This is a genomic window from Acidovorax sp. NPDC077693, from assembly GCF_044542805.1.
Taxonomy (GTDB): Bacteria; Pseudomonadota; Gammaproteobacteria; order Burkholderiales; family Burkholderiaceae_C; genus Acidovorax.
Map to the genome: position 1 here is coordinate 166,749 of NZ_JBITVD010000006.1, position 12,226 is coordinate 178,974.

Sequence of the window (12,226 nt, forward strand, 5' to 3'; positions counted from 1 at the left end):
CGCAAGTCCTACATGGCGTTCGCCCATCGCTTCCAACAATGACTCCAAGCCCGCAACAGTGCGGTGCTTTATTCAACCCTCTGTTGTACTCACTCATCAAGGAGCTCTTCATGCAAAAGCACACCGTCATCGCCGCCCTCGCAACCCTCGCTTGCACTGCCGCTCTGGCCCAGGCACCGAACGCACCCCGTCCTCCGTCGGAAGTGAACCCCGCAGCATCGGGCGGCCCTGCCGCTGCCAATGCACAGAACAAGGCCGATGACCGTGCTGCCCGCAGCACCGCCATGCCCGCCAACCCCGCTGCCGGTGACGGCCGCGGCGCCCCAGTGGCCGAGATCAACCCCAGCGCCTCCGGCGGCAAGGCCGCTGCCAAGGCCGACGCCCGCGTGAACGCACGCCTGATGGACACCAACGGTGACGGCATGGTGTCCCGCGCGGAATGGGATGCGTACCACACCACGTCCTGGAACAACATGAAGCCCACAGGCTCGGGCGTGTCGACCGCCGATATCGACCGCATGAACCGCATGCCCACCACGACCCACTAAGGTTTGTGGATGGCTGCCTGCGGGGGGCGCTGGCCAGTTCCCCCTGCGCAAAGCCCGCACCCACTGATCCACCTCGCGGTGAATCAGTGGGTGCGGGCTTTTTGCTGTGGATGTGGAAGCGCTGATGCCGGTGTGTGAGGCAGCATGTGGCGCAAAATCCGGTCTGCAGACTTTCAGGCCGACCGCTTGCGATCAGGCAGGCGCGCGGACACGACCCTTTCTCTCAAGGCACCCATGGGCAACCGACTCACACAAATCGCCACGCGCACCGGCGACGCCGGCACCACAGGCCTGGGCAACAACGAACGCGTCTCCAAAGACAGCCTGCGCATCCATGCGCTCGGCGATGTGGACGAACTCAACTCCCACATTGGCCTGCTGCTGTGCGAGCCCCTGCCGGGCGACGTGCACGACCTGCTGGTGGAAGTGCAGCACCAGCTGTTCAACCTGGGCGGTGAGCTGTCGATCCCCGGCTTCGAACTGCTCAAGCCCCAGGCGGTGCTGGACCTGGACGAGGCCCTGGACCACCACAACGCCGCGCTGCCGCGCCTGCAGGAATTCATCCTGCCCGCCGGCACCCGCGCCGCCGCGCAGGCCCACGTGTGCCGCACCGTGGCGCGCCGGGCCGAAAGGGTGGTGGTCGCCCTGGGCACCGCCGAGCCCCTGAACGACGCCCCGCGCCAGTACCTGAACCGCCTGTCGGACCTGCTGTTCGTCCTGGCCCGCGTGCTCAACCGCATGGACGGCGGCGACGACGTGTACTGGAAAAGCGAGCGTCTTGCGGCGCAGAATGCTACTGAATAGATAGCTGCTTGCGCTTGTTCAACAAGCGCTGGCGGCCGATTCTCCATCAATTCCGCGACTTCTGAAACTGGCACGCCCCAATACCAGGGATGCCTAGCAAGGGCCGCCCCGCAGCGAGGGCATCGTCCCCCTTCCCGAATCGCGTAGCGATTCGAGAGAAGGGGCTGAGGGCCGCGGCTCCGAGCCTGCTTGCGCAGGCTTGGACGGCCCGAAGAGCTGTCGCCTCTGGCGACCAGCACCGAGGCGCAAAGCGGCTCAGGGGGATGGTCTCTATCTCGGAGCCAGGATCGCCATCGTCAGCCGCGACACGCAGGTCAGCTCGCCCGCGTCGTTGACCATGTCGATGTGCCACACCTGCGTGGTGCGCCCGATGTGGATGGGCCGCGCGGTGGCCGTCACCCAGCCGCTGGTCGCAGAGCGCAGGTGGTTGGCGTTGATGTCCAGGCCCACGGCGTTGTGGCCTTCGGGGCTGGCGTAGTAGGCGCCCACCGATCCCAGCGATTCGGCCAGTACCACGCTCACGCCGCCATGCAGCAGTCCAAACGGCTGCTTGGTGCGCTGGTCCACGGGCACGCGGCCACGCAGGAAGTCGTCACCCAGTTCGATGATCTCGATGCCCAGGTGCGAGGCAGCGGTGTTGTGGTGGTCGGCGTTGAGTCGAGCCAGGTCGACAGGCTTTTTCCAGATGGGCATGGTGGCTTCGGTCGGGCAGGGAGGTGCGGAGGGTGTGGATCTGTTCGGACCGGCCATTGTGCCCATCTCGCCGCCCGGGGCGGCGTGCGGACCTGCTGCTTACCCCACGAACTTGCCGTTGGACCCCATCACGCCCAGCTCCAGGAAGCGCGATCCCACATACGGGGCGCTGCCCGCGTAGTCGATCATCAGGCCGCCCATGTCGTTGCTGCGGATGCCCGCCAGGGCGTTGCGCAGCTTGCCGCGTGTCAGCTCACGGCCGGTGCGCTCCAGGCCTTCGGTCAGAACGCGGGCGTTCACATAGCCTTCGAAGCTGCGGGCCGAGAAGTCCTGGAAGCCCGCGGCCTTCATGGCGCGCTGGTAGTCGCGCACCAGGGCGACGCTGGTGCGGCTCGCGTCGGGCAGCACCATCGACAGGGCCAGGCCGGAGGCCTTGCCGCCCAGCTCGCGCAGGTTGTCGCCGGACAGGGCCACACTGGTTGCGGCCAGCGGGGTGCTGGGCGACACCTTCTTGAACTCGCTGATCAGCGAGGCCGACACATCGCCCGCGGTGCCCAGCAGCACCGTGGTGGGCTTGGCCGCCACGGCCTGCTTGACCACGTCGGCCACCTGCGCACCCTGTGCGTCGAGCTTGAAGGCCTTGGGTGCGGGCTGCTTGGCGGCCTTCATGGCGTTGTTCACATCGGCCAGGAATTCGCGGCCGAAGGCCGTGTCCTGGTAGACGATGGCCAGGTCGGTGATGCCCATGGCCACCAGCTTTTGCGTCAGGCGCTGGGCTTCGTCGGAGTAGCTGGCACGCACGTGGAACACCGAGCGGTAGTCCGCCTTGCGCAGCGACGTCGCGCCGCTTTGCGGGGCCACGTAGGGGATCTGCGCTTCGTCCACCAGCGGCAGGATGCGCTGGTTGTTGGCCGTGCCCATGCACGACAGCAGCGCCACCACGCCGCCGTCGGCGATCAGCTTGCGCGCGTTGGCTTCGGAGCGCGCTGCGTCATAGCCGTCGTCCAGCACCACCAGCTTCAACTCGCGGCCATGGATGCCGCGGGCGTTCGCCTGGGCGATGCCTGCGTCCAGCCCCTGCTTGAGCTCCTTGCCCAAGCTGGCCAGCGGGCCGGTGAGGCCGATGGAGCAGCCGATGGCCACGCTCTTGGCGTCCATCGGGTCCTGCACGCCCACGGCGCGCGAGGGGTTGGCAAACAGCAGGCCGGTGCTGGCGGCGACGAGGGATTGGGTGAACTGGCGACGTTGCATGGAATGAAAACTCACGGGCAAAAAACATCCAGCCCCGGCGGGGCTGGATGTAGCAGGGAACACAGGGGTGGGGGCGGTCGAAAGACCTAGGGTTAACCCTGATTGTAACCAGGGGTGTGTGACAGCCCCGTGTTTGGCCCTGTCCCGGCCGGGGATTCGCTGCCGCACGGCCCGCCATGAACACCGTGCAGCGCGATGCCGGGCAGCGTGGCGCCCGGCCGATAAAAAAAGCCCCCCGCCACGGGGCGGGAGGCCTGGGACCGCACCGCCCTGCCGGCAGTTGCGTTGGATGGAAGGGCCGCCCGCCCTGGCCGAGCCGCTCAGCCCTTGCGGTTGAGCAGCGCGTATAGCAGGATGGCGCCGAACGTGGCGGTACCGATGCCGCCCAGCGCGAACTGGCCGAACTTGAGCGTGAAGTCGCCCGTGCCCAGGATGAGCGTGATGGCCGCCACGATCAGGTTCTTGTTCTGCGAAAAGTCCACCTTGTTGTCCACCCAGATCTTGGCGCCCGCCACTGCGATCAGTCCGAACACCACGATGGAGACACCGCCCATCACCGGCAGCGGAATGGTCTGAATCAGCGCGCCGAACTTGGGAGAAAGACCCAGCACCAGCGCGAACACGCCCGCCAGCAAAAACACGGCGGTCGAGTAGATCTTGGTCGCGGCCATCACGCCGATGTTCTCGGCATAGGTCGTCACGCCCGTGCCGCCCACGCCGCCGCTGACCATGGTGGCCACGCCGTCGCCGATGAACGCGCGGCCCATGTAGCGGTCCAGGTCGCGCCCGGTCATGGCCGTGACGGCCTTGATGTGGCCCAGGTTCTCGGCCACGAGGATGATGGCCACCGGGGCGATCAGCAGCATCGCATTGCCGTCGAACACCGGTGCGGCGAAGTTGGGCATGCCCACCCATGCGGCGTTCGCCAGGATGGACAGGTCGATGGGCTTGCCCAGGCCCAGGCCGTTGGTCAGCACCGCGTAGATGATGCTCGCCACGATCAGCCCCACCAGGATCAGCAGGCGCTGCACCATGCCGCGCGTGAGCACGGCCACCAGGCCCACGCTCACGAAGGTCACTACCTGCATCCAGCTGTCGAAGTTGCTGGCCGCCATGTTCTTGATCGGGATGCTCGCCAGGTTCAACCCGATCACCGCCACCACCGAGCCCGTGACCACGGGCGGCATGAAGCGCTCGATCCAGCGCGTGCCGATGGCCTGCACCAGCGCGCCGATCAGCGTGTAGAGCAGACCGCACGCGATGATGCCGCCCAGCGCCACGGCGATGTTGGCGTTGGGGCCCTTGCCCGCGTAGCCCGTGGCCGCGATCACCACGCCGATGAACGCAAAGCTCGAGCCCAGGTAGCTGGGCACCCGCCCGCCCGTCACCAGAAAGAAGATCAGCGTGCCCACACCGCTCATCAGGATGGCCACGTTGGGGTCGAACCCCATGAGGATGGGCGCCAGCACCGTCGCGCCGAACATGGCGATCACGTGCTGCACGCCCATGGCGGCGGTCTGGGGCCAGGGCAGCCGCTCGTCGGGCGCTATCACCCCGCCTTGCTGCAGCACGGCAGCGCTTTTTTCTTGCCAGTTCATGAATCCCATGGATGTTCCTTGTACTTTGTAGTTCGAGGCGCGAATGCTAGTGGATGAATCCGCCCGCGCTCCACGAACGTCCGGGAAGACCCGGGGCCGGGGAGCGTGCGGCGCCCCGGCGTTAGGATGCGGCCACCGGCGGGCGCGAGGGGCCCGCCTTCACCCTTGCAACGAAACCATGCAGCCTTTCGCACCGTCCTGCCCGTCCTGCCCGTCGTGCCGCCAGCCCATGCAGGCCTACCCCTTCACCAGCAACACCGGGCACGCGCTGGAGCTGGACATCTGCTATGCCTGCCAGGGCATCTGGCTCGACCGGTACGAAAACCTCAAGCTCTCGCCCCAGGCCGTGGTGGACCTGTTCCGGCTGCTGCACGAGCACCGCACCGACGAACACCGCCCGCTGGAGTCGCGCATGGACTGCCCGCGCTGCCACTCTTCGCTGGACAAGGGCTTCGACGTGGTGCGCAGCGGCCGGTACATGACCTACCGCTGCGCGCGCCAGCACGGGCGCTTCAGCACCTTCTCTTCCTTCATGGTCGAGAAAGGTTTCGTGCGCCACATGACGCGCCCCGAGATCGACGACCTCGCCAAGCGCGTGGGCGCCATCTATTGCACCAGCTGCGGCGCGCCGGTGGACATCCGCAAGGACCACGCGTGTCCGTACTGCCGCGCTGCGTTCTCGCTCATCGACCCCGATGCCGTGGTGCGTGCGATGGAAGGCTACGCCCGGGCCAGCGCCCGCCCCGCCCACACCGCACCCGGCACGCCGGCCGCGACGGTGGACATCGGCGACGCCCTGGTGGCGCTGGAGCGCGACCGCAGCCGGGCCGAGCGGGAGCGGCAAAAGAGCGCGTTCAGCGGCACGCGGGACCGCGATGAAGACTCGTTCACCGGCGATCTGCTGGCGGCTGGTGTGGCCATCGTTTGGAGTGTGCTCACTTCTGCGCGATGACGGGAGTCCGGCGAGCCTGTGCGCCGGGGAGGCGCTGCGAATTGCTCAGCGAGTGAAATCGAAGGGCTTTGGCAATCCAACATCGCACAGGCTCTCAAGGCCGAGGGGTGGTGCGCGCTTGCTCCTGCACCCATGCCATGTCCTTCCCGCTTACACACCAATTTGGATTTTGAATCCAGTCCGTGAACCATAAACTGGGATTCCCCTGCAGCAGTGAGCATTGTGTGTAGCCCCGTGCAGGCATTACATGGTTTTGAGCTATGGATGACGCGAAGAAAATCAGCCCAATCAGCCCTACCTGCACCAGCCCCGAATAGAGCAAGACCTTGTCCAGCATGCGAGTGAAGGGGCCCTCGTAAGCGGTAGCCCTTACCAAAGCCAATATCAGTGCGGCGCCAAAGAAGACCAATCCAACCGGGCCGATGACCGCACCTGGCCAAAAGCGCACCATGGGTGCGCGGGCCGCGATGTGTTGCATCAAGGTAACCAAATCCCATGTCATCCATAGGCAGAGAGCCGCCATGGCTGAAAACATGGGAACGATGTACCAAAGGTTACGCCGGAGCTTTTCAACATCTATCGTTGGGGTAGACATTCAATACCTTCTGCAAATGGGGCAAAGCCAGTCCATCAGTTCCTGGTATTTTGCTTGGAGGTCGGAATTGATTTTCTTTTGAAAGCTTTGCGATGTTGTATTTATAACATAAATGCCTTCTGTCACCGTGCTTGGAATAGCCTTTAAGGCGTCGATAACCCCTTGTTTTATTTTATGGTGCCCATCTATTTTGTTCAATGCATAACCGACAATGAAAGTAACTGCTACCACGCCCACAAGCGGAGCAATGGCTACTGTGGTAACTAATCCTACTCCCGCTCCGAATGCATAGGCGGCCATGGAAGCAAGTCCCGCCTTGGCCGCCTCCACACCAATGCCTCCGATTAGGTCGTACATTGTTTTTTCATCATTAAAAATAAACTCGGCGATTTCGATTCCACTTGCTACAACTACGCTCAGAATAAAACCGCCTTTGACGACGCCTGCCATTCCTTTCATTCCAAGGCCGAGCTGTACCATTTTTGGGTTTGCGGCCAGGTAGCGGGTTCCGTTGAGCGCGGCACTTCTATAGGCTGCATAGCCTTTGATAATGATGTAAGTGCCGGCAGGGGTAGTTTTGATATAGGTGGTGATGCCTGATATCCCTAACGCGTTCAAAGTTTTTGTGACCATTACGGCGTCATTGACGCCCATGGCGACGGGCGCTACCCAAGGCTCGCCAATGTTGGGGCTGAGAACTGTTTTCCAGTACTTTCCTGAGCTGCTGCCGGACAATATTTTGCGCAGTGCGCTAGCCAGGGATGGATTATTTTTTGATCTGTCTTCTAGGATGCTGATGTAATCTTCAGGCGTCAATACAAGTGTATCCACCTGATTTTCGCTCATTGATTGAGAAACGGCATTTGCATAACCAACCAAATAAAATGTAGAGGCAATATCTGCAGACATGGGTACCTATAGAAAATGAGGTTGGATTGTCTCTTTGTGTTTGGAGGTTCTGACTTGCCGTTACGAAAAATATGTATTGTGTGTAACTGAAGAGCTGAAAATCAGTGCCCCGTCGGGGATGGGTTTCGGCTGAAATACGGTGGTATATCGGGCTATGGATGCCCCAATAAGCGGCGGGCCATCGTTCCTTTGCGCATCAGTGCACGTCACAATAGATCGCAGCGTTGGCGCGATGGTGGTCGGCGTCGTCGCAAGCTCAGGAGGTAATCAGCGTGCTGCAGTTCCTAACTCCCGCTTCCATTCGCACATTTCCGGCCGCTGCTCACAGCGCGCAGCTCTGCGATGGCAAGGCGCAGGCGCGCGGCCCCGCCTTGCCCCCCGTACCCAGCACCCTGCTCATCCCCCTGGCCGCACGGGCACGGGGCGACCATTACTTTCCGTGGCTGGCGTGCGGCGATGCGGTGGCTGCCGAGCTGCTGGAGCGCATGGGCGCCGACGTGGAGGCCTACCTCAACGACCTGCCCACGGTGCTCAACGTGCTGTGGCGCACGCGGTTCATCCGCGACACGGCGCAGGGATTCTTCCTGATGCACCCCGGGGCCCAGGGCGTGAACCTGGGTTGCGGCCTGTCGCACCATTTCCAGTGGCTGGACACCGGTACCAACCACTGGCTGGACGCCGACCTGCCCGAGGTGATGGCGCTGCGCCGCCCCTTGCTGCCTGCGCAGTGCCCGCGCACCCGCCTGGCCGAGGTGGACATCACCCAGCCCGGCTGGTGGTGCCGCCTGGGCCTGCCGACGCGTGATGCCGCCGCCGGCGAGCCGCCGCCGCCGCAGCCCGTGCTGGTGCTGTGCGAAGGCGTGCTGATGTACCTGGAGCCCGCGCAGGTCGAGGCCGTGCTGACCGAGTTCGCGCAGTGCGCGCCCGCGGGCTCGCGCCTGGTGCTGGATGTGCTGACCCACCGCGCGGTGGGCACGGCGGCCCGCCATGCGAGCGTGGGGCCCACCGGGGCCGAGTTCCGCTGGGGCGTGGCGCGCCTGTCCGACCTGGCCGCCGTGCACCCGCGCCTGGAGCTGCTGCACGAGCACAGCGTGGCGGAATGCTATGGCTGGGCGGGCCTGGCGCTGGAGACGCTGTGGTGGCCCTGGCTGGGCGCGCCGCTGTACGGCATGGTGACGCTGGGGGTGCACGACTCCCCCTGAGTCGCCTATGGCGCCTCCCCCCGAAGGGCGACGCCACCCGTGGCCTGGCGGAGCCAGTTCCACGGTGGCACTGGCCTTGGGGCGCGCCAGTTGCAGAGGTAGCTTGCTATTGAAAATATAGCTGGTGGCGCTTATTGGGGTTGGGTTGCGGTGCAAATACGGCTGCAAGCCAATCCAGGCGTGCGCTGGCAGCTATGTTTTTTGAAGATTTGTGGGACGGCCGGGCGCCAGCGCCTGCATCCAGCCAGGCGGTTTGCCGGTCAGCTGGCCCACGATGGCGGCTTGCAGGGGCGGCAGGCGGCGCGCGCCTTGCAGCACCAGTTGGCGCAGCAGGCGGGGCAGGGGGCGTGCGTCGGTGTACAGCCGCACGATGGCGTTGGTGCCTTCGTAGATCGGCCAGGCGTGGTGGTGGTGCGCGCGGGCGTAGGCGGCCAGTGCGCGGTGGTCGCCGATGTCGCGGCCCTGGCGGCGCGCGGTCTGCAGGGCGGTAGTCAGCCGCTCCACACCGGCCAGGCCCAGGTTGTAGCCGTGCGCCGTCACCGGGTGCATGCCCACGGCGGCGTCGCCCAGCAGGGCGCAGCGCTGGGCGGCAAAGCGGTCGGCATACACAGCCACCAGCGGGTAGGCATGGCGCTCGCCGTCGAGCTGCATAGGGCCCAGGCGGCCACGGAACTGCGCCTGTACCTGGGCCGCAAACGCGCCGGCCGGCAAGGCCATCAGAGCGGCTGCATCTGCAGCGCCTGCGGTGACGACGACCGAGCACCGGTGCGCGGTGCCGACCGCGTCGGCCGCGCCCACCGTGTCCATCGCATCCGGCAGAGGCAGTATGGCCAGCGTGCGCTCGTAGCCAAAACACTCGTGCGCCACGCCGCCGTGGGCGAGGGCATGGCGCATGCGGCAGACGATGACGGTGCGGCCGAAGTCCGCCATGCGCGCGCCGATGCCCAGCTGCCGCCGCGTGGCCGACAAGCGGCTGTCGGCCGCCACCAGCAACGGTGCCTGCAGCCGCTCGGTCGGCGGTGTCGCGCCGTGGGTGCCGGGGCGCGCCGCGGGATCGGACGGCAGGCGGTACTCCAGCTCGGCATGCGTGGCCAGGGTCGCCACGCGCGTCACCTGGGCGCCGGTGACGATGCGCACCCCGGGCGTCTGCGCCGCCACGGCATACGCGGTGCGCCGCAGCGCGTGGTTGGGGACGATGAAGCCCAGCGCTTCATGGCCCGCGCCGGCGCGCCGGGCATCGAGCTGCAGCGCGCTGTGTTGGCCGAGCGGCCCGTCGTGCACCTGCGCCGCGTGGATGGCGCCGGTCTCGTGCGGCGCGAGCTGCGCCCAGGTGCCCAGCCGCTGCAGCGTGGCGCGGCTGGGGTGGGTCAGCGCGATCTCGCGGCCGTCGGGCGCGGGGGCGGCCAGCGCGGCCTGCGGCTGCTGCTCGACCACGGTGGCAGTGAACCCGGCCTGTGCGAGGGAGATGGCCAGCGACAGGCCCGCAGGCCCCGCGCCGACGATGAGGACGTCGTTGTGAGAAGGGGAGGTGGTGGTGGATGTCATGGCCGAGGGGCGGGTGGACCCGCCCGGTACGCACGCCCCTGCAAGCGGAGGCGACGGCCTGCATTGTGGATGCGCCCCGGGCGGCCGGCTTTGCCCTGCATCAAGCCTGGCCTTGGGAGGTGCTGGCGGCTGGCCGCACATCGGCCACGCACGCGCCATGCGGTGGCGAGGAGGGTCTACCGGGCTGTGGGGCGCATGACGAAGCCACGCAGATGGCCCGTCAAGGCAGTTGCTATCCAATAGATAGCTTCTGGCGCCCGTCCATCCAGCGGTAGGCCATCAAAAACCTTCAAAAAAGGTGCCTGATAAAAAAACCTGCGGCTCAGGCGCGCGCTGGCTTGCGGGCGGAGGCCTTGGCGGGCTTCTTCTTGCGGGCGCCACCCGCGGGCTTGCCGCGCAGGTGCAGCACCCAGGTGACCAGTAGCCACAGGTACGCGGCCAGCACGCTGTAGGCGGAAACGGCCGCCAGCGTCAGGGGCTGCGCGGCGATGGAGCGTGGGTTGGCCATGGTCTCCAGCAGCTGGCGGGTGCCCATGCCCAGCACGGCATCGCGGCTGCCCGAGCGGGCCATGCGCGCGGCCATGAAGATGAAGAACTCCATCAGCAGCGCACCGATCAGGAAGCACGCCAGCAGCGCCATCAGGTGCGCCAGCGCGCGCCGGTCGCCCTTGGCCAGAAAGTAGATCGCAGACACCAGCACCAGCGCGGGCAGCAGGTAGGCCAGTGCGGGCCAGGCGGACGTGAGAAGGTGCATTGCAGGCGCCAGTCGGATAGCAGCGTGGGGCGGCCGGTGCGGTCACCGGCCATTCATCGGCCGCTGCGCCCGCAGGAACGGTTCTCGCGGCGCAGCGGCGTCCCGGATGATAGGCGCTGTCCGCCCGGGTCGCCATGGCGGCTGTAACTGTTGGCGACAGGCTGCCCCACGGTTCAAGCCGCGGCCCCATCACTTCGGGCAGCCGTCGGCCAGCAGCCGGCCGGGCCCGGTGCCTGCCGGCTGCTGCGCAGGCACCGGCTGCGCCACGAAATCCGCCACGGCGGCCAGCACCTCGGCGTGCTGCAGGATCTTGCGGTGCCCCAGCCCTTCGGTGGGCATCAGCGTGGCGCCCGCAATGCAGTCGCGGTAGGCCTCGCCGTCGGCAAAGCGGTTGATGCGGTCGCCCCGGTCGTGCACCACCAGCGTGGGCAGGGCGATGCGCGGGCCCACGGCGGGCGGCTCGAACTGGCGCATCAGAATGCCTTCGCGCGCCTCGATGCGCCGCTGCATGGCGGCGCGCGTGTGCTCCGACAGGCCGAACACCTGCGCGAACAGGCGCGTGTATTCGTGCGGCGATGCGGGCGGCGCCAGCAGCACCAGCCGCCCGGTGGCCAGGCCGCGGCTGGCGGCATGCGCAGCCGCATTGGCCGCGAGCGAATGCGCCACCACCGCGGTGGGCGCCGAGTCCTGCGCGTGCAGCCGGGCCGTGGCGTATTCGATGGCCCGGGCGAACTGCGCCAGGTTGCTCACGCGGCCCCGGCTGCCGCCGTGCGCGGGCAGGTCCACCAGCACCGGTCGCAGGCTCCGCGCGGCCAAGGCATCGGCCAGCGGCAGCATCTGGCGCGCGTGGCCGCCCCATCCGTGCAGCAACAGCACGGCGGGGCCATGGGGCTGCGCCTGGGGCGTGTAGAGCGTGATCTCGGCGTCTTCGAACGGCCAGCGCTCGGTGCGCCACGCACCGGCGGGCAGGGCGTTGCCGCCGGGTCTGCGCAAAGGCAAGGGCGTGCCGAACAGGCGGTAGGCCGCGCGCACGGCCAGGGCGGGCCACAGGCGCTCGGCAGCGCCCAGGGCGGTGCGCAGCAGCCGCATGCCGGCATGTCCGCCGTAGAAGTGGGTGGTGGCCTGCAGGGCGTTGGAATGGCTCATGGCGGTGCTCCGGAAAGTCAAACACACAGGGGAGGGTGAGGTGGTTGGCGCGGCGCGGCCTGGGGCCGGGCGTGGGCGTTGAGGGCGGGTCATACAACGCGGCAAAGCTGCTCTGGCCACGCGCTGCGTTGCAGGCAGCGCGGGTCGTCGTACGAACCCGCGCGCGGCCACGGCGCCCGCAGCGTCGTGTGAGCCGCGCTCAGTAGAAGATCCAGTCGCGGTTGCTGCG

The 12,226-nt window shown here is 66.8% G+C and carries 12 protein-coding genes; 4 read left to right on the forward strand and 8 right to left on the reverse strand.

The window, feature by feature from the left end; genetic code table 11:
• The first annotated feature begins 110 nt into the window (after positions 1 to 110).
• Complete coding sequence (locus ACIGHN_RS10185; RefSeq protein WP_056411574.1) at positions 111 to 548, forward strand: hypothetical protein; 438 nt, start codon at positions 111 to 113, stop codon at positions 546 to 548.
• 234 nt (positions 549 to 782) lie between these two features.
• Positions 783 to 1,352 carry a cob(I)yrinic acid a,c-diamide adenosyltransferase gene (locus ACIGHN_RS10190; RefSeq protein ID WP_396504264.1) on the forward strand — a complete coding sequence of 190 codons (570 nt, stop codon included), beginning with the start codon at positions 783 to 785 and terminating at the stop codon, positions 1,350 to 1,352.
• 270 nt (positions 1,353 to 1,622) lie between these two features.
• Here ACIGHN_RS10190 and ACIGHN_RS10195 read toward each other — a convergent pair whose 3' ends face one another.
• The 3 genes from ACIGHN_RS10195 to ACIGHN_RS10205 all read right to left on the reverse strand — a co-directional run bounded on the left by ACIGHN_RS10195 (position 1,623) and on the right by ACIGHN_RS10205 (position 4,903).
• Positions 1,623 to 2,045, reverse strand: a complete 423-nt coding sequence (locus ACIGHN_RS10195; protein ID WP_056163384.1) for a hotdog fold thioesterase — start codon at positions 2,043 to 2,045, stop codon at positions 1,623 to 1,625.
• Positions 2,046 to 2,144: 99 nt separating this feature from the next.
• Complete coding sequence (locus ACIGHN_RS10200) at positions 2,145 to 3,296, reverse strand: ABC transporter substrate-binding protein (RefSeq protein WP_056410458.1); 1,152 nt, start codon at positions 3,294 to 3,296, stop codon at positions 2,145 to 2,147.
• 320 nt (positions 3,297 to 3,616) lie between these two features.
• Positions 3,617 to 4,903, reverse strand: a complete 1,287-nt coding sequence (locus tag ACIGHN_RS10205) for a solute carrier family 23 protein (RefSeq protein ID WP_396504265.1) — start codon at positions 4,901 to 4,903, stop codon at positions 3,617 to 3,619.
• 169 nt (positions 4,904 to 5,072) lie between these two features.
• On the opposite strand from ACIGHN_RS10205, the gene ACIGHN_RS10210 reads away from it, so the two are divergent.
• Positions 5,073 to 5,846 carry a zf-TFIIB domain-containing protein gene (locus ACIGHN_RS10210; RefSeq protein WP_396504266.1) on the forward strand — a complete coding sequence of 258 codons (774 nt, stop codon included), beginning with the start codon at positions 5,073 to 5,075 and terminating at the stop codon, positions 5,844 to 5,846.
• Between the two features lie 94 nt (positions 5,847 to 5,940).
• Here the strand turns inward: ACIGHN_RS10210 and ACIGHN_RS10215 are convergent, their stop codons facing one another.
• Together ACIGHN_RS10215 and ACIGHN_RS10220 are read right to left on the reverse strand one after the other, a co-directional pair.
• Positions 5,941 to 6,441: a hypothetical protein gene (locus ACIGHN_RS10215; protein ID WP_396504267.1), complete on the reverse strand. Its 501-nt coding sequence runs from the start codon at positions 6,439 to 6,441 to the stop codon at positions 5,941 to 5,943.
• Positions 6,442 to 7,350, reverse strand: coding sequence for a hypothetical protein (locus ACIGHN_RS10220; protein ID WP_396504268.1), 909 nt, complete (start codon positions 7,348 to 7,350; stop codon positions 6,442 to 6,444).
• A 371-nt stretch (positions 7,351 to 7,721) separates the two neighbouring features.
• Between ACIGHN_RS10220 and ACIGHN_RS10225 the strand changes: the two genes are divergently transcribed.
• Positions 7,722 to 8,552: a class I SAM-dependent methyltransferase gene (locus tag ACIGHN_RS10225; RefSeq protein WP_396504269.1), complete on the forward strand. Its 831-nt coding sequence runs from the start codon at positions 7,722 to 7,724 to the stop codon at positions 8,550 to 8,552.
• A 192-nt stretch (positions 8,553 to 8,744) separates the two neighbouring features.
• Here the strand turns inward: ACIGHN_RS10225 and ubiM are convergent, their stop codons facing one another.
• From ubiM to ACIGHN_RS10240, 3 genes are all read right to left on the reverse strand, one after another.
• Positions 8,745 to 10,097, reverse strand: a complete 1,353-nt coding sequence (gene ubiM, locus ACIGHN_RS10230) for a 5-demethoxyubiquinol-8 5-hydroxylase UbiM (RefSeq protein WP_396504270.1) — start codon at positions 10,095 to 10,097, stop codon at positions 8,745 to 8,747.
• Positions 10,098 to 10,419: 322 nt separating this feature from the next.
• Complete coding sequence (locus ACIGHN_RS10235) at positions 10,420 to 10,851, reverse strand: hypothetical protein (RefSeq protein WP_056410443.1); 432 nt, start codon at positions 10,849 to 10,851, stop codon at positions 10,420 to 10,422.
• Positions 10,852 to 11,040: 189 nt separating this feature from the next.
• Complete coding sequence (locus ACIGHN_RS10240) at positions 11,041 to 11,997, reverse strand: alpha/beta fold hydrolase (protein ID WP_396504271.1); 957 nt, start codon at positions 11,995 to 11,997, stop codon at positions 11,041 to 11,043.
• Positions 11,998 to 12,226: the final 229 nt, after the last annotated feature.

Bases quoted from the DNA above. Each gene is read 5' to 3' on its own strand.
- ACIGHN_RS10185 (WP_056411574.1), top strand. From the start codon at position 111: ATGCAAAAGCACACCGTCATCGCCGCCCTCGCAACCCTCGCTTGCACT.
- ACIGHN_RS10190 (WP_396504264.1), top strand. From the start codon at position 783: ATGGGCAACCGACTCACACAAATCGCCACGCGCACCGGCGACGCCGGC.
- ACIGHN_RS10195 (WP_056163384.1), bottom strand. From the start codon at position 2,045: ATGCCCATCTGGAAAAAGCCTGTCGACCTGGCTCGACTCAACGCCGAC.
- ACIGHN_RS10200 (WP_056410458.1), bottom strand. From the start codon at position 3,296: ATGCAACGTCGCCAGTTCACCCAATCCCTCGTCGCCGCCAGCACCGGC.
- ACIGHN_RS10205 (WP_396504265.1), bottom strand. From the start codon at position 4,903: ATGGGATTCATGAACTGGCAAGAAAAAAGCGCTGCCGTGCTGCAGCAA.
- ACIGHN_RS10210 (WP_396504266.1), top strand. From the start codon at position 5,073: ATGCAGCCTTTCGCACCGTCCTGCCCGTCCTGCCCGTCGTGCCGCCAG.
- ACIGHN_RS10215 (WP_396504267.1), bottom strand. From the start codon at position 6,441: ATGTCTACCCCAACGATAGATGTTGAAAAGCTCCGGCGTAACCTTTGG.
- ACIGHN_RS10220 (WP_396504268.1), bottom strand. From the start codon at position 7,350: ATGTCTGCAGATATTGCCTCTACATTTTATTTGGTTGGTTATGCAAAT.
- ubiM (WP_396504270.1), bottom strand. From the start codon at position 10,097: ATGACATCCACCACCACCTCCCCTTCTCACAACGACGTCCTCATCGTC.
- ACIGHN_RS10235 (WP_056410443.1), bottom strand. From the start codon at position 10,851: ATGCACCTTCTCACGTCCGCCTGGCCCGCACTGGCCTACCTGCTGCCC.
- ACIGHN_RS10240 (WP_396504271.1), bottom strand. From the start codon at position 11,997: ATGAGCCATTCCAACGCCCTGCAGGCCACCACCCACTTCTACGGCGGA.